This is a genomic window from Parafrankia soli (assembly GCF_001854695.1).
GTDB classification, from domain to species: Bacteria; Actinomycetota; Actinomycetes; order Frankiales; family Frankiaceae; genus Parafrankia; species Parafrankia soli.
Genome location: NZ_MAXA01000002.1, coordinates 1 through 18,004 on the forward strand (window position 1 = coordinate 1; position 18,004 = coordinate 18,004).

Below are 18,004 nucleotides of genomic sequence, written 5' to 3' on the forward strand. Positions count from 1 at the left end.
CGCCACTCCACGATATGCGCCGAGTACAGGTTCTCCCGGCGCAGGATCGCGCCTTTCGCACCCGGCGACGTCGCCGCCTCGTACTCGGTCAGGATCCGCAGCTTGTACGCCGCCGTGAACGACCGCCGCCGCGCCTTCGRCTCGACCTCCGGGTCCGGCCGCCGGCCACCGTTCTCAYGCCCGTCCACCCGAACATCATCCGCCAGGCCACGCCCGGCTGTCACCGCCGCAGTCACGATCTCCCGCTCCCAACCCGCCCTGGGTCACTAGTTGATGGATAACCCCCGTCTCAACTCATCCTGACAGATAGGGCCGCGAGGTCTGGGACGCCCGCTCGACCCGCGGGCCGACTACCAGGATTGGCGCGACCTGCTCACCGACGCTGAGGTCCGCCCCGCGCGGCTCCACGACGCACGCCACTCTGCCGCGACCTGCTCCTCGTGCTTGATGGTGCCCACCCGCGCCGTCATGGACGTGATGTGTTGGTCGCAGGCGAGCATGACCACCCGCTACCAGCACGTGCCGCCGAGGTGCTCAGGAGACGGGGCGGCCGGAGCGCTGGTCCCGGCGCGGTAGGGAGGTACAACGAGACCAGGACAGCCGCCGGAACCCCGGCGGCTGTCCTGGTCTGGTCAGGGGGCGCGCCCGGCAGTGTCCTGGCTCAAGACATAGGCGACAGGTGTCTCAGGTCATCGGCGACAGCCGTGGGCGGGGTGTCCGATCCCGGGTGATGCTTGACGTTCCGGTCCCAGCTGATGCTTGACGGCCGACCTGGGCTCAGGCCATCGGTCTCGGGCTATGCCGACGGATACTGACCACGAGATGGGCACAGACTTCGAACGCGCGATGCACCTCATGCGAAGGCGGGATCCGCAGAGCCAGGAGGACGGCTTCGCCTGGCTACAGGCCCGCGCCAGCCAACACCTTGATCAGTTGATCGTCGAGTTCCAACGTGAGAGCGATCACGGCCTACGTTGCTGGCTCCTTGAGCTGATCGGCCACGCCCGCTCCCTGCGAGCGCTGCCGCTGCTCATCGAGCAACTGGCCAGCCAGGACGACTCGCTTCGCGCCTGGGCCGCGACCGGACTCCGCCGCCTTGATAGCCCCGACGGTCGCCGAGCCATCTACCAGGCCCGGACCAACGGGCAGATCGACCAGGTCCGCCACATCGGCGGTGACGCGCATTCCTAGATCGACTGTCGTGTTCCGGGCTCGGTGCTGCCAGGTGCAGGCGGAGAGGTGCGGACGCCGCCGGATGCGGACAATTACCAGCTGTCTGCGCTGTCGTGGTGCTCATCGCGACGGTCCGCCGAGGCGAGAAGCGCTGCGGCACAGGGGTTTGTGCACCCAACCAGCATTAATGCGAACCTAAACCTGCAGGTCAACGGCCTGGCCGTGTCTGTCGAACCCGCCCACGCGAAGATCCGTCGGGCCGGCTATGGAGGCAACGTCAACGCCAGGAAGATCGGATAGGAGCCGGTCGGGGTGACCGCGACACGGACACCATTTGGTATCAATGGTGACACCGTACGGGTGTGGCGATGACACTGCGCTTGACGGACGACGAGGCGGAAGCTCTGCGTCTGCGTTCGGAGCTTGAACAGCGGTCGATGCAAGAGATCGCCCGGGAGGCGATCCGGGAGTACATCGAGGCACACAGTCGGTCAGAGCTGCTGGATCAGGTGTTGGACGAGGAACTTCCTCGGTACGCCGAGGCACTCCGACGGCTCGGCGAATGATCTATCTGAGGCTTCGTGAACTTCTGCACATCGCCGAGCGGGCCATCGGCTTCGAACCTGTGGTCCGGGACCACGGCCTGYTCGAATCCGTTCTCGCCCGGCCGCGGGCGACGGTGTTCGGGCGTGATGCCTACCCCACTCTCGATGGCAAGGCCGCCGCGCTCCTGCATTCGCTTGCCCGCAACCACGCCCTCGTCAACGGGAACAAGCGGCTCGCCCTCGCGGGCGCCTGATCGCCTTCTACGGCCTCAACGGCCGCCATCTGACACTGACCGGCGATAGCCTACGACCTCGTCATGAGCATTGCGTGCGGTATCTGCGACTCCGTCGAGGTCATCACCAAGATCCTTGAAAGGGCGACCTGGGCCCGTCGGTGAAGACCGGGCACGTCAAAAATCCGCGTGAATAGTCGATGCTAGGGAAGCCCGGCTTCGTATGCGGCGATCACGAGATGGACCCGGTCGCGAGCGCCCATCTTCGCGAGGATGCGGCCCACGTGAGTCTTGGCGGTCAGCGGGCTGACGACCAGCTCGTCCGCGATCTCTTGGTTGCTCCGGCCCGCGGCGATGAGCCGAAGCACCTCGCGTTCGCGCGCCGTCAGGCTGGCCAGCCGCTCGGGCGCAGGCGCGTCCGGGTGACTAAGCGCACGGTTGATGACCGCCCTGGTCGCGCCGGGCGACAGCAGCGCCTCCCCCGCCGCGATGGTGCGGATGGCGTCCAGCAGCGCGTCCGGACGGGTGTCCTTGGGCAGGAATCCGCACGCCCCCGCGCGAAGGCCGCGCATTACGTTGGTGTCTGTCTCAAACGTGGTCAGGATCAGCACCCTGCTGCCGCTCGCTCCATCGTCAGCGACGATCTGCCGAGTAGCCTCGATGCCGTCGGTGCTCGGCATCCTGATGTCCATCAAGACGACGTCGGGGCGCAGGTCCCGGGTCAGCTTCAGCGCCTCGTCGCCGGTGCCGGCCTCCCCGACGACCTCCATGTCGTCAGCGGAGTTAACCAGCAGCGCGAACGCGCCGCGCACCAGTGTCTGGTCGTCGGCGAGCAGGACCCGGATCACTACGGCACCCGCCAGATCTCCGGCAGCGGCAGRCTGGCCCATACCTCGAATCCTCCGGACTCGCCCGGGCCGGCGGACAATTCGCCACCGACGGCCTGTGCTCGCCCTGTCATCCCGGCGATCCCGAAGCCGGGTGTCACGGTTGAGCTCGGTCGCGCGGGCCCGTGATCGACGACCGCGATCCGCAGCCGGTGGCCGTTCTGGTCGAGCCGGACGGTCGCGTGCTTGGCCGTCGAGTGTCGAATGACATTGGTGAGCGACTCCTGGATGATCCGATAGGCCACGACGGACACCGTCGACGGTAACTCGTCCGGGAGCCCGTCAGCCTCCACGTCGACTCGGATATCAGCCGCCTCGGCCATCTCCACCAGACGCTGCAGCTCGCCGAGGTGGGGCGCTGGCTCGGTTGGCTCGGCCTCGCCACCATGCAGCACGTCCAGAACGGCACGCAGCTCATGGAGTGTGGCCCGGCTCGTGTCCGACAGGTTATGCAGCGTTCTGGACAGCTCCTGCAGCGACGCATCCCCGCGCCTCGGCAGCTGGTCGATCAGGTGCGCAGCGACAGAAGCCTGGACGTTCGCGACCGCGAGGCCGTGCGCTAGGACGTCGTGCAGCTCGGCAGCGATCAGGACCCGCTCCTCGGCGACCCGCCGCTCGACCTCGTCGGCACGCTCCTGCTCAAGCCGCGCGGTGACGGCGGCCTTCCAGTTTTGATGGAAGCGGACCGCCAGCCCGGCAAAGAAGGCCATGAACAGCCAGCCGACGCCGAGGAGAGCATCGTCAGGTGCCCCCGACGCCTCGTCGGCGAGGACCGGCACGGTCACCGCGGCCACCGCCACCAAGGCGGCGAGGGCCCGCCGCGGTGGCTCGCTGCAGCGCGCCGCCGTGAACGCCGCCACAAGCGAGGCCGGCATCGTGGCCTCATGGGGATAGTCGAGGACGTGGTACGGCGTCGACACTGCGAGGACCGCGAGGACGACGAGGATCGGCCAGCGCCGGCGGGCCAGTAACGCCGCCGACATCGCGCCCAGGAGCGCGATCGCCCACAGATCTACGCTTCGCTCGCCGTCGAAATCGACCGCCTCGAGCGTGATCGCGACGACGACGCCGAGCACGAACGAGGCCGCCGCCAGCAGCCGATCGGCCACTGGCGGACGGAGCGCCATCATCGTTCACACAGGGTCATCGACACAGTCCTATGTCGCGCGCCAGAGCTTGCTGGGCCACCAGATCCGCGAACCCAGCGACATTGTCAGTGCAGGAACCACGATGGACCGCACCAGCAAGGTGTCGATGAGCACGCCGACGGCGACCAGTATCCCAATCTCGACAAGCATGACGAGCGGCAGCGTGGCGAGCACCGCGAACGTCGCCGCCAGCACGACGCCGGCCGAGGTGATAACGCCGCCGGTCACCGCGAGGCCACGCTTCGTGCCATCGACAGTGCCGTGCCGGGCGGCTTCCTCACGTACCCGGGTCATCAAGAAGATGTTGTAGTCGATACCGAGTGCGACCAGGAAAAGGAAACCGATCAGGGGCACCGACGGCTCCAACCCGGCGAAACCGAACGCCTGGTCGAACAGCAGGTTGCACAGTCCGAGGGCGCCGAAGAACGACACCACGACGGTGGCGACCAATACCAGCGGAGCCACGATCGCCCGCAGCAGCAGCCCGAGGATGGCGAGCACCACCAGCAGGATCAGCGGCATCACCAGATTGCGGTCGCCTTTGTTGGTCTCGGCCTCGTCAAGCCTTTCGGCACTCGGCCCGCCGACCAGCACGGCCTCACCGGCGACCTGGTGCACGTGCTCCCGCAGCCGCTTGATCGTTGCCGTCTCACCCGCGCTTTCTGGCGAGTCGACCGGGATCACGGAGATCTCCACCCAGTCGTCGCTGGCCCGGCCGATCTCGGCTTTGGCAACCCCCGGCGTACTTTCGACGGCGGCCAGGACCTCGCGGCTCTGGTCCGGCCGACTCACCACGGTGAGCGGCTGACCGCTCTGGTCGGGGTACCGGGCCTCGATCAGCTTCGCCCCGGTCACCGAGTCCGGTGTCGAACGGGCGAACTGGTCCAGCTGCGGAAGCGAGCCGCTGGCACCCACTGTGCCCAGCGCGAGACCGCCCAGGACCACCAGCGGCACCGCCCAGCTGACGACGCGGCGGCGCGCGACCAGCTCGCCGAGCCGAGCCCACCCAGATCGAGATGTGTGTGCCTCACCCCCGAGTCGCGGCACGAACGGCCAAAAGACCCGGCGCCCGAGCACCACCAGCAGGGCCGGGAAGAGCGTCAGCATGACCAGCAGCGCGGACCCGATGCCCGCCGCACCCACCGGGCCGAGACCGCTGGTGCTGTTGAGATCCGCGGCCAACAGGCACAACAGGCCGGCTACCACCGTCGCCGCCGAAGCGAGGACTGCCGGGCCGGCCCCACGCAGCGCCGCCAGCATCGCGTCGATCGGCCGCTCGTAGTGATGCAGCTCCTCGCGGTAGCGAGACACGAGAAGCAAGGCGTAGTCGGTGCCCGCGCCGAAGACCAGGACGATCAGCAGCGCCGAGCTCATGCTCGTCACGGTGAAGTCGAAGATCTGGGTGAGTGCGTAAACGACACCCATCGCCATGATCGCCGCGACCCCGACCGCCGTGAGCGGGACCAGCCACAGCAGCGGACTGCGATACGTCAGGATCAGCAGGACCGCCACCACTACGGCAGTAGCGAGCAACAAAGTCGAGTCGACGGCATCGAAGATCTCGTCCATGTCGGCCCCTAGCGCGGTCGGACCGGTGACATATGCGTTCAGACCGTCCGGCCGGTCGGCGAGAAGGTCGCGCGCCTCCGCGGTCGCGCCAGCCTTCTCGTCGATCGCCTCGCGGTCGAGCGGCAGCGTGTACATCAGGGCCGTGCCGTCCTCGGAGTCGACGATCTGGGGCGGTGCGTCGGTGTCGTTGCCGAATAGCTCCGCCAGCTCGGTCTGGCCGCGTACGACCGCCTCCCGATCGCCCGGCTGGAGGCCGTCGGGTCGTTCGTACACGACCACGAGCAGGCCGTTTTCACCGCCGGGCAGCTCGGCCTCGGCCTGGAGCACCTTGGTCGACTGGGCGCTGGCCGGCAGGTAGTCGGCCTGGCCATCGCGGGTCACCGAGTCGAGCTTGCCGGCGAGTGAGTAGCCGCCCACCACCAGCCCGATCCACACAGCCAGCATGAGCCACGGCAGCACGGTCTTGGTCCGTGATCTCTTCGGTCTGGTATCGGCACCGGAGTGGTCGGGCGCCCGTACTTCAGAAGTCATGGCGATCATGCTGCCAAGCCGGCGGGGCTGACGCGTCCGGCCACGGCAGACACTTCGCCGTACTCCGCGCGGAGTATGGCGGGCGGCTGGAGCTGGCGACCGGCGCCGACCTGCTGTGGCAGGTCGGCGCGTACTTCACCCTGCTGATGGTGAGAACCCGTCCACCGCCGTCAGTCGCCGTCCCTCCAGCCACGCCCCCCGCGTCGCCGCCACAGCCAGCGGACGCGCCACCGACCGGAACAGCTCCGCCAATGGCTCGGGACCCAGCGGTCGCCGCGCCTGCGAGGCCGCCCCCGACGTCGCGACCTGCCACCCCGCGTCCCGGTTCCCCCGCCACAGCGTCGACGACACCAGCCGGCGCAGCACTTCTTCGTAGTCGTCGTCGAAGAACAGGCACATCGCTAGCGTGAAGTACACGACCAGCCGCGCCGGCAACAACCGGCTCCGCGTCTTGGCGCTGACCCGTCCGCGCCAGGACGTCGTCGACCAGCTCCCGCGGCACCACCCGCGTCAACGCGCACCAGAGGTCGTGAGTCGTGGCCGCCACACCATCGGCCAGCCTGGTCGACGCGATCCGCAAACCTGAGGCGTCGCTCACGAAGAACGCCGACCCCACCTGCTCTACGAACCGTGTCAGATCGTCGACCGCCCGTAGGAAGGCCAGGTCGGCCAGAGAGGACGACCAGCCGTCCGGGGACGCGGGGATCGACGCTGCAGGTAGAGGATCAAGCGGTCCCAAGCGTTGCCCCAGATGAAGCTGCCCCGGTTTCGTTCACAGGTAGGGCTTTGAACGGTTATGCGGCACGACCTGCACGTCCGCGTCGTGGACGCCGCCACCGGCGAGCTGCTGCGCGAGCTCACCATCGACCCCACCCGCGACTACCAGCCCACCGGCCGACCCCACGGACCAGCCCCGAAAAGCACGAAGCCCTGAACCAAGATCGTAGGTTCAGGGCTATGCCGATGTCCCGAGACATCACATGGTGCACCCAACCAGCACTAATGCGAACCTGAACCTGCAGGTCAACGGCCCGACCGTGTCCATCGAACCCGCCCACGCGAAGATCCGCCGGGCCGGCTACAGCGGCAACACGAATGCCACAAGAACCAGGTAGGTCGGGGGCGTGTGTGCGGACGCCGGAGCGGTTCAGCCTGCACGTGGCCCAGGGTGGGCGTGCCAGGGTGCCGGGGCGGTGGAGTGACTCGCCGTGCGGGTCCCGCCGTGTGGTCGTCCGTGCCACGCCTGAGCCCGGCCGGCGATCTCGCGGCTGGCCCGAAGGTTCGGCGTCCGCGGTCCGCGGTGGTGCGTTTGGTCGCGTGATCAGGGCCGTTGAAGGTCCAGCCCCGGCGATGCATCTTCGATGCCCGCCGAGGCGGTGAAGCCGAAGCGGATTCGGTGACCTGCAAGGCGTGCGGTTGAACGGGCTGGAACCAGACGTGAATCGGGTATGCTTGATCTGATTCAAGAGGGTGGTGGTATGGACTCGATCGGTGTGGGTGAACGGATCAGGCACGCCATGAGTGCTGCCCAGCTGACCCAACGGGCCTTGGCTCAGGTCACGGGTATCTCGCAGCCGACGCTGTCCCGGATCGTCGCTGGTGATCGGGTAGCCAAGATGACGGAGATCATCGCGATCGCGGGCGCAACCGGTCACTCCGTGGCGGAGCTTACTGGTGTCGGATCGGTGGCCGACCGTGCCCAGTACGCGGCCCGCGCCACGAACGATGCGGAGATGGCCGCGATGCGCCGGGAGCTGTTGCACTACCTGGATCTGGACGCCTATCTGGATGACCAGGGCATCCCGCCGCTTCCGGTGGTGGCATGAGCGCCGAGTCGGACGGGAGGGACGCGGCAGCGCAGTTCCGCCGCGACCATCGCCTGGGGGCACAGGCCCTGGGCGATCTTGTGTCACTCGTCGAGCAGACCACCGGGATCGACGTGGCCGTGCTCGACGCAGGCCCGGACGAGCACGGGCTCACAGTGCGCGATCCAGTCCGGAACTCGGTGTTCATCGGCGTGGCGCGGACCGACCGGCCCATGCGACAGCGCAGCTCCCTCGCCCACGAACTGGCGCATGTCCTGTTCGAGGACTGGTCGGAGGCGCCGGAAGAAACGTGGAGCGAGCGTCGACCGGCGGAGGTACGGGCGGATGCCTTCGCCCGGCACCTGCTCATACCGGCGGAGGGGCTGCGCGGGTTCCTTGGCGACCGCGGTCCTGAGGGTATGGACCTCGCGCTGCTTTCGCAGGTGACGCAACGGTTCCTAGTATCCCCGCCGATCGCCGCGATCGCCCTGGAGCAGGCTGGATACATCACGGAAGCCGTGAAAGTGGAGTGGCGAGCTGTCGCCACGCCGTGGCTGGCGGCCCGGTTCGGCTGGATCGACCAGTACCGTGCCCTGCAGGCCGAGTCCGATCAGCGGCGGGCTCCGCAGCGGCTCCTCGCCCGTGCGATCAACGGCTATCTGGAACACGTTGTCTCCGCGCAGGCTCTGGCCACGCTCCGCGGCGTCGACGTCGCGACTGTGGAGACGGAGCTACGCGAGGCAGGCATCGAAGCAGGAGAGCCGCCCAGAGCGTGGGCTGACAGCGCCGACCTGCCGGACGTCGACATCGATCTGAGCGGTCTCGACGATGCGGCTGGCGAGTCTTCCCCGGCCCCCACACGGTGACCGTACGGCCGGTCATCGACGCCGGGCCCGCTCTCAGCTTCCTCGCCGTCAACAAGGAACGGCTCCTCATCAGCGTTCTCGGCCCGCTCAGCACTCCGGAGACCGTCGCTGCCGAAGTGGTCCGCAAGGCCCGCTCCGACCCTCGGTTCCGCGCAGCCGAGGCGGTCTGGAACAAGCTGACGCCGACCTGGATTGAGATACTCCCCGACGACGTCACCCCGGAGCTCGCGGTTGTCGTCTCCCGGATCAGCCGGCTTCCCATGCACGAGCGCATGAAGGAGAGCAGGGATCTTGGCGAGACCATGGTCGTCGCTCACGCCGTCGTCGCGGCCGAAACCGGGGCGATGGTCACCGTGCTCATCGACGACGGGGCGGGCGCCGCGATCGCCACCACCGAACGAAGGCGGCTGGAACGACTACGGACGCAGGGGAGGCCTGTAGGCGGACTGAGACTGGTGAGCACGCTGACCGTTCTGGAACGCGCGGCAGGCAGAGAGCATCTTCCCGACCGCGCCGCGATGCGCTCCCTCTACGCTCGACTCCGCGCCGGTGACGACGGCCTACCGCCGATCGAGAACACCAGACTGCTCGGCCCGGGTATCTGGGAGCATCCCACCGAACCGGAAGCCGGCGAGCCTGGTACCTGAACGACTGTGATGGTCCAGCACTCCTGCGCGCGGCCGCAGGCACCGAAAGATCAGCGGGTGGCGTAGCCGCTCTCGGCCTCTCCTATCCCTGTGCGAACCTGTTTCCGCAGCTCACAGACCCGATCATGGTGTTGGGTGCGCCCGGCAGGGATCGAACCTGCGACCCAGTGCTTAGAAGTGATTGTGGCCACTGCGCAGAGCTGACCTGCATATCCGCAGGTCACCGCGTAACGAAACACGTCGAATTACTGTCTCGCTAGCGGTGGCCCTCCGAGCGCCTCAGACGGCGCCAGACCCCTCGGAGGGGCCATGCCCACCCTTGCACCTACCCGCCGCGCGCGGGAGCTATCCGACCGCACACAGCGGGCATGGCTCGCCGCGAAGGATGCCGTCGGCCACAAGCCGGGCTACCTGATCGACCGCTGGCACGGCCGTGCCCCCTGGTCCGACCTTCCCGCCGAGGAGCGTTCCGACGCCGGTCTGGACGCGCTCGACGCGCTCGACGCGGCGATCGCCGCGACGCAGGCCGCGCGGGACGCGTTGGCGGCCGAGCTGCTGGAGGCCGGTGTGCTGGCACCGCCGCTGGTGGAGTCGGAGGACCTGCCGGCGACGACGTGGCAGGCCCTGACCGACGAGGGGCATTTCGGAGCGACGGAGGGGGAGCTCGCGCGGCTGGTCGTGTCGGACCTGGCTGCCGAACTGTCCGACGCGGCGCACCAGCTGGTGCCGACCCAGTCGCGGCGCGGGGACGTCCTCGTCGAATCGGCGTGGACCATCGTCCACCAGGCGCAGGCTCTGCTCACCGCGGTGGTCATCGCGGCCCAAACTCGAGCGACGCCGTGGAGCGAGATCGACACCGTCATCGGCGGGCAGGAGGGCTACGACGAGTGCGCGCGGCGGCCGACCGAGGCCCGGTACGCCCAGGCGCTCGCCGAGTGGCACCGGGGGATCGACCGGCCCTACCACTTGTACGGCGGCCGGATACACGCGCAGCTGCCGCACGCGGCGCTGCACCCCCGGCAGACCGCCCGCCGGCTCGACGCCTGGGTCCTCGCCCGGCGGCAGCCCAGGGACTACGACGGCGGTGGGGACACCCCGGTATCCGCGCACACCGTGGACGCGACGGGCAACGACCACACGAGCTGGCTGATCTCGACGGTCCTCGGCGTCTCGTCCCGGACGATGTACGGCCTGCGGGAGCCGGGGCCGGTGGCTACGCGGGTGCACGCGGAGCGCAAGGTGATCACGTTGGCCGCCGCGGCGAAGCCCGGCGACACGAAGGCCGCGGAGACGCTGGCGGCCGGCCGGGCCGAACTCGACGCGATGCGGGCGCGGAACGTCGAGGCCTCGGCATGAGCCCCGAGCAGGCCCTCACTCTCCCGCTGGCGACGCTGCAGCCGAGCGACAACGACCTGGCGCAGGCGCAGCGGATCTGCGCCCGGCACGACACCCCCGCTGCCGTCCAGCACGCGGCCGGCACGTACATCTCCGTCCGGGCCGAGATGCTCGCCGACGAGCTCGACGGTGACGCCATCGAGCTGATCGCCCGCCTGGTACGCGAGATGGCCGCCGGCGCCCGTGTGGCACGTGCCCGCCTCGCCGAACTGCGCGGCTCCGCATGAGCCGCGCCAGCGGGCACGAGCGTGGCGCTGGCGGCCACTACGCCGGTCAGCGTGTGCGCGATATCGCTGCCGACCCGCACGGCACTCGCGAGCAGCGCCGCGCCGCCCGCAAGCTGAGCGTCAGCTGCCCACCCGGATGCGCGAAGTGCCGCGCGAACGGCGCCCCCCTCGCCGAGCAGGCGGCCGCCGGGGAGGTGTCGGTGTGATCGACGCGATGGGCAACCGGATCCTCGGCGCGCCGGAACCCTCACCGGAACAGGCCGGGATCCTGGGCCGGCTCCTCGAGCGGCGGCGGGTACTGCGGGCCGCGCGGCGGGCCGCCCGGGATGCGGCCGCGGTCGCGGCTCTGCACGCCGCGCTGCGGGAGTGGGCGGACGGGCAGCCCGACCGAGCGCGGTTCGTCGCCGCGCTGGCGACAGAGTGCCGCGGTGTGTGGCTGCGGGAGGCCGCTACCGGCCGGCTCCGCCGTTGGTTCCTAGCGACCGATCACGAGGGCATGTGCGACCTGCAGGTCCATGTCGACCTCGAGGGGCTCCGCCGGGCGGTAGGCCGCGGACGGGTCGAGGGAGCGCCGGAGGACCTCGCCGGGCTGCAGCGGCTCGTCGACCTGGCGACCCCCGCCTGACCCTCGCCGCGACCCCAGAGCAGGGGTCATGCGCCAATTTTGCTCACGGAAAGTGAATCGCGCCGATACCGTGCGCGACACACATCACTGCCAATCCCCAGGAGGGGTCATGGACACAGGGCGCGGCCGCGCGCACCCTCGGCATAAAACTGTCGTCCGACCAGGGGGGTGCGCCCCCGGGAGGCACACATGCAGCACGCAGACCGGCGAGGCATCCTCGCATTCGGCGTCCTCGGCGCGCTCGGCATCGCCACAGGCGGTGTCCTCGTGACCGACTACGGCGCCGACCATCGCGACACCCTCGGCCAGCACCTCACCGACATCGGCCGAGACTGGGAGCGCCTCTCCGCCGATCAGGCCCTCGCGCGCATCGACCCGATCGAGCACGTGCTCGACCTCGCCGGGCCCCGCGCCGACAGCACCTGGCAGCAACTCCATGGCGTCGCGCTCATCATGCAGACCCAGGCCCTGATCGACGGCGGGCAGGTCGACCAGGCCGCACGTACCGTCCTGCGCGCCGGCCGCGTCGCCGAACGGGTCGGCGACCGGCAGACCGCCGCGCTCGCCGCCGTCCTCGACGCCGAGATGCTCGCCCACTCCGCCCGCGACGTCGCCCGTCGCACCGGCACCCCAGTAACCGGGGAGGTCCCGGTGCAGCGGATGGCGGCCGCCCGCCGGAAGGCCGGCCGCGGACCCACGGCGGTCATCGCCTCCACGCTGCTCGCCCAGGCCCTGGCCGAACGGAACGAGGACCCGAACGTCGTCGCGCAGCACCTCGTCGACGCCGAAGACGTCGCCGGCGAGCTCGACGCCGAGCCCGGGTTCGGGGTCTGGTCGATCGGGCACCAGCACGCGTTCGGCGGGGCCGCCCTCGTCCGCGCCGGGGTCCTGGACCAGGCTGGTTTGTGGCTGCACGACGCCGCCGGAGCACTCGGCGACCAGCCGGGCGCGCTCGCCTACGTCCACCTACAGCAGGCACACTCCGCCGCCGCGGGCCGGGCGTGGGATGAGGCCTACGCCTACACCCAGCTCGCTACGGCCCGCGCCGGTGAGCGCGCCGACTCGGCATGGCTGTCGGGTGGCATCGCGGCGATCGCCCGTCAGGCCGGAGCGGACTGGCCGGCCGCCCGGGTGTAGGCGGTCCCGCCCAGTCGTAGTGGGCGGGCCCGCGCCCGACCGTATCGCCCGCCCCAGTCCTGGGGCGGGCGATCGTCATTCCGAGGCTGACCCCGGACACGACGAAACCGGCCCGGCCGCCCCGATGTGGGGCGGCCGGGCCGTGTGCTGTCGGCTTGGTGGGTGCTTGAGCTACCGGACCGGTCCCTGGTTGGTCGGGTCCAGCGACGCCGATCCGGTGATGCCGCGGTTCGCGCCGATGGTGCCGAGGATGACCTCACCGGCGGCGCCGACGGCCGCGCCGGCCGCGGCGGAGAGCAGGAGTCGGGCGGTGGAGATGTCGCCGGTAACGGCTGCCGCGGTGATGGCGGCCAGGCTCGAGCCGAACGAGGTGACGGCCGCGCGGGCGGCGCGCTCGCCGAGGTCACGGGCGGCCGCGGCGAGGCGGGTGAGGACGTTACGCACGGGGTTCCTCCAGGGCTATCAGGACAAGGTGGATAGGCGACGTGCGGCGATCTCTGCGTAGCGCTCGTCGCGTTCGATGCCGATCGCGCGTCGGCCGAGTTCGGCGGCGACCAGGAGGGTGCTGCCGGAGCCGGCGAATGGGTCGAGGACAACGCGACCAGGAGGGCAGGAGTAGCGGATCAGCGGGGCGAGGATCTCCCGCGGCTTCTCCGTCGGGTGTAGCGCCCGTCCGCGCAGGTTCTTTGCGGGGATCACGCTGTGGACCAGGCGGGTGCCGTCATAGAGGTAGGTGGACGGCCCCAGGCCGCCGAGGTGCGGGGCGCCCCCAGAGCGCCGGTGAGTGGCCGTGCCGGCCTTGTGCCCGGAGACGGGATTCGGCTCCCGCTGCGGGTCCTTGTAGATCGCCCCCCACTTTCCGCGATACCAGTGCAGCGCGTACTCATGCACCCGACGGAACCGGTCAGCGGCAGGCCCGGACCCGCTGGCCTTCTGCCAGACGATGTCCTGCGACAGCTTCCAACCGTGGAAGTCGTCGAAGCGGCTCAGGAACATCCGCATCGAGCCGAAGCACCACATCGATGCCGCGGCGCCCGCGGCCAGCCCGGGCCAGCCGGCAGGCCACACATCCCACGCGAGGCTGGTCTCGCCGTAGGGAGGGTCGGTGACGATCGCCTCGGCCCGCAGCTCGTCGGCGCCCTCGACGAGGAGTTCCACGCTGTTGCCGTGGTACAGGGTGATCTGATCGTTTTGGTAGTAGGGGGTGGGTAGCCCCATCAGGTCGGGGTGACGGTGTACGAGCGGGGCGCGGCGAACGCGGCGATTGCCTGATCGAGCCGCTCGAGCAGCGCGCCGGCGACGGCGGGATCGGCGACGGCGCCGCCGGCGAACAGGGTCCGGATCTCCCGGAGCGCGGTCTCCTGGGATGCGGTCCAGGCGCTGAACGGGCCGGACAGGTAGGCCTCGATCCTGGCGATCGTGCTCTGGAGATCACCGGCCTTGTTGTAGGTCTGGCCGATCACGTCACCGACGTCGCCCTGGCGGATCTTCGGGCCGACGTCGTCCATCTGGCCCCAGAGGGCGGCGAGCATCTTTGTGGCGGCCCGGTCGGCGATCCTGTCGATCTCGACCTCGGTAAGGGGCATGTCGTCCTCCGGGGGTGGGGGTGTCGCCGGTCGGTCGAGGGCGGCGGCGAGGATGTCGCCGCGGCGGTTCGCGCGGATGTTGCCGGGGCAGCTGTGGCCGCCCCAGGCGGCGCCGCCCATCCGGTGCGCGCCGAGGCCGTAGCCGGATGGCGAGTCGGTGATCTCGGGCCGCCAGCCGAACGCGCGCATCCCCCACGCGAACAGCTCGCCGAGGCGCTGGATCTGGATGGGTGTGTAGTCGTCGGCGTCGGTGCCGGCGCACTCGCAGCTGATCCACTGGCTGTTACCAGCGCCCTGTGCCCAGGCCTTGTCGCCGAACTCGACGTACTGCTCGAACTCGCCGGCCTTCGACAGCCACAGGTGGGAGCTGACGCCGGCGGTCGGGTTGGAGAACCAGCCGAACAGCGGCGCCGTGCCCATCTGGACGTGCGGGATCAGGCCGCGGGTCGGCACGACCATCCCGCCTTCGGAGTGGTTGATCGGCACCAGGCGCTGGCGGGCGCCTGGGTAGGTGGTGGGGTAGGTCATCGCAGCAGGCCTCCCAGGGACCAGACGCACAGCGTCGCCGGCGCGCCGAACACCACGGCGAGGCCGACGGCCAGGCGGAGGCGGGCCGCGACCCGCCACGCAGGGCGTCGGCCGACGGGACGCATCCACGGGGGCGGGGGGTCGCCGGCGGCCGCGAGGCGCTCACTCCACTCTGCCCAGTCGGGCCGGGGTTCGGGGATGTCGTGCGGCGGCACCTGGATGCATGGATCGCCGTCGCGGACCTCGTCCCAGTAGCCCATGACTACTCGCGATCGATCGGCGGTCGGGGCCGCGACGGCTTCGGGATAGCGCCCAGCTCGGCCGCGCAGCCCTTGATCACATAGGCGTCGTAGGCGTCCCACGCCAACGTCAACGCCACCGGCCCCGGACGGTCCGTCGCGCCCGCGATCTCCGCCACATCCCTTTTGAACGCGCAGTCGGCACGCACCTCCCGGCCGAGCTYGACGAGGGCGCGCTCGGTCCCGGCGAGCGCACGCTGGTTCGCGCCGAGGGCCTGCTGGGTGTCCCGCACATACCAGGCCGCCAAGCCGACCAGCAGCAACGCGACCGCCAGCACAGCCAGGCGCCGCGGACTCAGATCGCGCCTCAGCGCCACAGCGCCACCACCACGATCAGCCCGGCGCACCCGAGGAGGTAGGGGATGGTGGTGGGCCAGCGTCGCCAGACACGGACGGCGGCCCGGGCGGCTCGGGCGGCACGGCGGCCTGCCGGTCGGCGCCCAGGGCGTACGGCAAGCCCATCATCGCCGCGAACAGGAACAACAACCAAGGTCGGTCGACGCTGCGGAACACTGTCTCGTGGCCGGCCCCAGCCATCCCCCCGAGTAGCAGGATCCAGTCGCGCAGGCTGCTCAGCCGCCCAGTACCCCATCGGCGCATGTCCCCTCATCTGATGTTGTGCGGGTGGGGGCGGTTTCCCGCCGCGGGCGTTAGGGCTGGGCGGGTAGCCAGAGTTGGCGGTACCGCACGGACGACAGCGGGTTTCGCGAGCCTTCCATGAGGTCGCTCCACACGTTCTTGGTGTTGCGGTCGTTGTAGTAGATCTCCCCGAACAGCATGTCGTCTTCGTCTAGCTGGGTGAAGAAGTCGAACATCCATTCGATGTAGTCGGGGTTGTCTCGGCCGCCGTTCGCCTGGTCGTCGGTCGAGTTGTTGAGCCCCCATTCCGGGAACATCATGGGCTTGTTGCGGTCGTAGGCGAATTCGCGCCAGTATTCGGCCCGGCCGACGTTGTTCTGTTCCCGGTTGTCGACCGCGGCGTAGCCGATGGCCTGCGGGAAATGGTCGTACAGGTCTACGCCGATAATGTCGACGTAGTCATCGCCCGGGTAACAGTTGCGGGCGTCGTGGGATGGCGGGTTCTGGCTGTATCCGGCGTTCACTGTCCAGGAGAAGATCGCGCCCGGGTGAGTGGACCGGACGAGGTCGACGCACCGCCGGTAGGCGCCCACGAACTCCGTCGGGTTCGTGGCGCTGTGGAACATCCACGAGCCGTTGAACTCCCACCCGAACTCGGTCACGTAGGGAACGAAGCCCGCCGCTTCTTTGTTCTTCAGGGTGGTTCCCCACTGCGGCCAGTAGGCGTTCCCGGCGCCGTTGAGGATAGCTCGGGCCTGGTTTCCGTTCGCCCCGTTACCCAGGGAATTCGGCGTGAACGGCTGACCGATGACGACCGTGAGATTCTTCTGGGTCCAGTTGTTGACCGTGTATCCGGGTGCGACCAGGTCCGGCCACCCGCCGCCCCGGTTGGTGTAGGTGAGGGTGATGTCGCAGGGGCGCTGTCGCCATGCCCCCCATTGGTCGACGGAGATCTGGGTGTACTGCTGCTGTCCTTCGGGCCGGGTGACGCCGGAGCGCCAGCGCGCGATCGGGGCTGGTGGGTCGCCGCCGGGATCAGGGTCGGGGGGTGCGGTGTCGCCCTCGCACAGGATCTCGATTCCCATGATTGTCGCGGCGTTCACGCTCGAGGTGAGCTGGATTGTGCATACGCCGGTGCCGGGGATCGTGGTCGCGATCTCCTCGATGACCGGCGTGTACTGCGCATTGGCCGTGTCGAAGATGTCGTAGTTGTCGCGGGCGAGGACGCCATTCACGGTGACGTCAAAGATCCGTTCACCATTGGCGTCGGTCGCCGTGTGGTTTTCCGAGAAATGGAGCCGCACCGTTGCGGTGCCGATCGGAAGATCGGGAATGGTGTAGGTGACGCTTGCACCCCAGCGCTCGCTGAAATACAGGTCGTCGTATTGCGTGCCGTAGACGTGCCCTGAGCCCTGCAGTGACACCGTGCCGTTGGTGGCGCCGCGGTCGGCCTCCCAGACAACCCCACGGGCGTCGGTGAAGCCGCCGCCTCCCGCGTTGATCCGGATGGTTTGGGTGACCACCTCAGGGTCCGGTGGTGGGGTCGGCTGCGTCGATTCCAGCGCGTTGAGTCGGGCCTCGTGCAGGGCCATGCGGTCGTTGATGGCGGCGAGCGCGGCTGCGAAGCCTTCGGGGAGTTCGGAGGCGTCGCCGGCGTCGTAGGCGGGCATCTGGCCGGAGAGGCGGCCCCACCATGCGATGTCGAGCCGGGGGTTGAAGTTCCCGGTACCGGCGAACATCGCTCCGCCGCTGGTCTGTTTGGTCAGGAACTGGACGGTGGTCGCCTCGGCCACGGTGAAGAAGCCGGTGACGGTGAGGGTTTCCAGGCCTGCGCCGGGTTCGCTGCGGTCGTCGCTGCCCTCAAGGTCGACGCCGTTGATGAGCGGCCACAACTTGCGCACGCCGTTGGTGTTGGCGCTGTATTGGAATGAGCAGCGGTACCAGTAGTGGCCGGCGACCGGGAATGTGATCGTTCCGGGTTCGTCGGCGTCCCACATTCCGTTGGCGTTGGAGATCGCGACGTTCCACAGGATGACGGTGTCTTCGTCGTTGGGGATTTCCTRGGCCTCGTCGGCGCCCAGGCGCACGATCGGCGCGCCGTCCGAGCCGCCGCGCATCTGCCATTGCAGTGCCCTCTCCAGGCCCAGCAGGTACTGCGCGGGCACCTCGTTGCCGTACCGGATGGTGGGCAGCACGGGAATCGGATACGCCATGCGACCCTCCA

22 protein-coding genes and 2 pseudogenes are annotated in these 18,004 nt (G+C 69.4%); 13 read left to right on the forward strand and 11 right to left on the reverse strand.

What is annotated here, in order from left to right; genetic code table 11:
* Nucleotides 1-188 (reverse strand): annotated as a pseudogene (locus BBK14_RS01660) (hypothetical protein); the annotation flags it as partial.
* 133 nt (nucleotides 189-321) lie between these two features.
* Between BBK14_RS01660 and BBK14_RS34340 the strand changes: the two are divergent.
* From BBK14_RS34340 to BBK14_RS42615, 4 genes are all read left to right on the forward strand, one after another.
* Nucleotides 322-576 (forward strand): tyrosine-type recombinase/integrase, encoded by a 255-nt coding sequence (locus BBK14_RS34340; protein WP_275078430.1) that lies wholly within the window; start codon nucleotides 322-324, stop codon nucleotides 574-576.
* 246 nt (nucleotides 577-822) lie between these two features.
* The gene (locus BBK14_RS01665) at nucleotides 823-1,191 is read left to right on the forward strand and encodes a HEAT repeat domain-containing protein (protein WP_071059541.1); all 369 of its coding nucleotides are present in this window, start codon (nucleotides 823-825) and stop codon (nucleotides 1,189-1,191) included.
* A gap of 350 nt (nucleotides 1,192-1,541) precedes the next feature.
* Nucleotides 1,542-1,739 carry a ribbon-helix-helix protein, CopG family gene (locus tag BBK14_RS01670; RefSeq protein WP_071059542.1) on the forward strand — a complete coding sequence of 66 codons (198 nt, stop codon included), beginning with the start codon at nucleotides 1,542-1,544 and terminating at the stop codon, nucleotides 1,737-1,739.
* A complete protein-coding gene (locus tag BBK14_RS42615; RefSeq protein ID WP_083390636.1) occupies nucleotides 1,736-1,972 on the forward strand; it encodes a type II toxin-antitoxin system death-on-curing family toxin in 237 nt (78 codons plus the stop codon). The genes BBK14_RS01670 and BBK14_RS42615 overlap by 4 nt, the downstream gene beginning before the upstream one ends.
* 182 nt (nucleotides 1,973-2,154) lie before the next feature.
* On the opposite strand, the gene BBK14_RS01680 is transcribed toward BBK14_RS42615, so the two are convergent.
* The 4 genes and pseudogenes from BBK14_RS01680 to BBK14_RS01695 all read right to left on the reverse strand — a co-directional run.
* Nucleotides 2,155-2,799, reverse strand: a complete 645-nt coding sequence (locus BBK14_RS01680; RefSeq protein WP_083390645.1) for a response regulator — start codon at nucleotides 2,797-2,799, stop codon at nucleotides 2,155-2,157.
* Nucleotides 2,799-3,968, reverse strand: coding sequence for a sensor histidine kinase (locus tag BBK14_RS01685; protein WP_241831039.1), 1,170 nt, complete (start codon nucleotides 3,966-3,968; stop codon nucleotides 2,799-2,801). The genes BBK14_RS01680 and BBK14_RS01685 overlap by 1 nt, the downstream gene beginning before the upstream one ends.
* 27 nt (nucleotides 3,969-3,995) lie before the next feature.
* Nucleotides 3,996-6,014, reverse strand: coding sequence for an MMPL family transporter (locus tag BBK14_RS01690; RefSeq protein WP_241831040.1), 2,019 nt, complete (start codon nucleotides 6,012-6,014; stop codon nucleotides 3,996-3,998).
* A gap of 207 nt (nucleotides 6,015-6,221) precedes the next feature.
* Nucleotides 6,222-6,530: pseudogene (locus tag BBK14_RS01695) on the reverse strand (transposase domain-containing protein); the annotation flags it as partial.
* Between the two features lie 352 nt (nucleotides 6,531-6,882).
* On the opposite strand from BBK14_RS01695, the gene BBK14_RS36465 reads away from it, so the two are divergent.
* The 9 genes from BBK14_RS36465 to BBK14_RS01735 all read left to right on the forward strand — a co-directional run bounded on the left by BBK14_RS36465 (nucleotide 6,883) and on the right by BBK14_RS01735 (nucleotide 12,788).
* On the forward strand, nucleotides 6,883-7,020 hold the full coding sequence (locus tag BBK14_RS36465) for a hypothetical protein (RefSeq protein ID WP_198541137.1): 138 nt from the start codon (nucleotides 6,883-6,885) through the stop codon (nucleotides 7,018-7,020).
* A 514-nt stretch (nucleotides 7,021-7,534) separates the two neighbouring features.
* Nucleotides 7,535-7,912 carry a helix-turn-helix domain-containing protein gene (locus BBK14_RS01700; protein ID WP_241831041.1) on the forward strand — a complete coding sequence of 126 codons (378 nt, stop codon included), beginning with the start codon at nucleotides 7,535-7,537 and terminating at the stop codon, nucleotides 7,910-7,912.
* On the forward strand, nucleotides 7,909-8,757 hold the full coding sequence (locus BBK14_RS01705) for an ImmA/IrrE family metallo-endopeptidase (protein ID WP_071059470.1): 849 nt from the start codon (nucleotides 7,909-7,911) through the stop codon (nucleotides 8,755-8,757). Before BBK14_RS01700 ends, BBK14_RS01705 begins: the two co-directional genes overlap by 4 nt.
* The gene (locus BBK14_RS01710) at nucleotides 8,754-9,404 is read left to right on the forward strand and encodes a PIN domain-containing protein (RefSeq protein ID WP_071059471.1); all 651 of its coding nucleotides are present in this window, start codon (nucleotides 8,754-8,756) and stop codon (nucleotides 9,402-9,404) included. The genes BBK14_RS01705 and BBK14_RS01710 overlap by 4 nt, the downstream gene beginning before the upstream one ends.
* 309 nt (nucleotides 9,405-9,713) lie before the next feature.
* Nucleotides 9,714-10,760, forward strand: a complete 1,047-nt coding sequence (locus BBK14_RS01715; RefSeq protein ID WP_071059472.1) for a hypothetical protein — start codon at nucleotides 9,714-9,716, stop codon at nucleotides 10,758-10,760.
* Nucleotides 10,757-11,026 (forward strand): hypothetical protein, encoded by a 270-nt coding sequence (locus BBK14_RS01720; RefSeq protein WP_071059473.1) that lies wholly within the window; start codon nucleotides 10,757-10,759, stop codon nucleotides 11,024-11,026. Before BBK14_RS01715 ends, BBK14_RS01720 begins: the two co-directional genes overlap by 4 nt.
* 53 nt (nucleotides 11,027-11,079) lie before the next feature.
* The gene (locus BBK14_RS37975; RefSeq protein WP_157904191.1) at nucleotides 11,080-11,232 is read left to right on the forward strand and encodes a hypothetical protein; all 153 of its coding nucleotides are present in this window, start codon (nucleotides 11,080-11,082) and stop codon (nucleotides 11,230-11,232) included.
* Nucleotides 11,229-11,651, forward strand: a complete 423-nt coding sequence (locus BBK14_RS01730; RefSeq protein WP_071059475.1) for a hypothetical protein — start codon at nucleotides 11,229-11,231, stop codon at nucleotides 11,649-11,651. Before BBK14_RS37975 ends, BBK14_RS01730 begins: the two co-directional genes overlap by 4 nt.
* A 189-nt stretch (nucleotides 11,652-11,840) precedes the next feature.
* A complete protein-coding gene (locus tag BBK14_RS01735) occupies nucleotides 11,841-12,788 on the forward strand; it encodes a hypothetical protein (RefSeq protein WP_071059476.1) in 948 nt (315 codons plus the stop codon).
* Nucleotides 12,789-12,959: 171 nt separating this feature from the next.
* Here BBK14_RS01735 and BBK14_RS01740 read toward each other — a convergent pair whose 3' ends face one another.
* The 6 genes from BBK14_RS01740 to BBK14_RS01770 form a co-directional block, all read right to left on the reverse strand.
* Nucleotides 12,960-13,232 carry a flagellar protein gene (locus BBK14_RS01740; RefSeq protein WP_071059477.1) on the reverse strand — a complete coding sequence of 91 codons (273 nt, stop codon included), beginning with the start codon at nucleotides 13,230-13,232 and terminating at the stop codon, nucleotides 12,960-12,962.
* Nucleotides 13,233-13,250: 18 nt separating this feature from the next.
* A complete protein-coding gene (locus BBK14_RS01745; protein ID WP_083390638.1) occupies nucleotides 13,251-14,006 on the reverse strand; it encodes a DNA-methyltransferase in 756 nt (251 codons plus the stop codon).
* A complete protein-coding gene (locus tag BBK14_RS34355) occupies nucleotides 14,006-14,902 on the reverse strand; it encodes a peptidoglycan recognition protein family protein (protein WP_241831042.1) in 897 nt (298 codons plus the stop codon). The genes BBK14_RS01745 and BBK14_RS34355 overlap by 1 nt, the downstream gene beginning before the upstream one ends.
* On the reverse strand, nucleotides 14,899-15,162 hold the full coding sequence (locus tag BBK14_RS01755; RefSeq protein ID WP_071059478.1) for a hypothetical protein: 264 nt from the start codon (nucleotides 15,160-15,162) through the stop codon (nucleotides 14,899-14,901). Before BBK14_RS01755 ends, BBK14_RS34355 begins: the two co-directional genes overlap by 4 nt.
* Before the next feature lie 2 nt (nucleotides 15,163-15,164).
* Complete coding sequence (locus BBK14_RS01760) at nucleotides 15,165-15,518, reverse strand: hypothetical protein (protein ID WP_071059479.1); 354 nt, start codon at nucleotides 15,516-15,518, stop codon at nucleotides 15,165-15,167.
* Between the two features lie 333 nt (nucleotides 15,519-15,851).
* Nucleotides 15,852-17,993, reverse strand: a complete 2,142-nt coding sequence (locus BBK14_RS01770) for a malectin domain-containing carbohydrate-binding protein (protein WP_071059481.1) — start codon at nucleotides 17,991-17,993, stop codon at nucleotides 15,852-15,854.
* Nucleotides 17,994-18,004 lie beyond the last annotated feature (11 nt).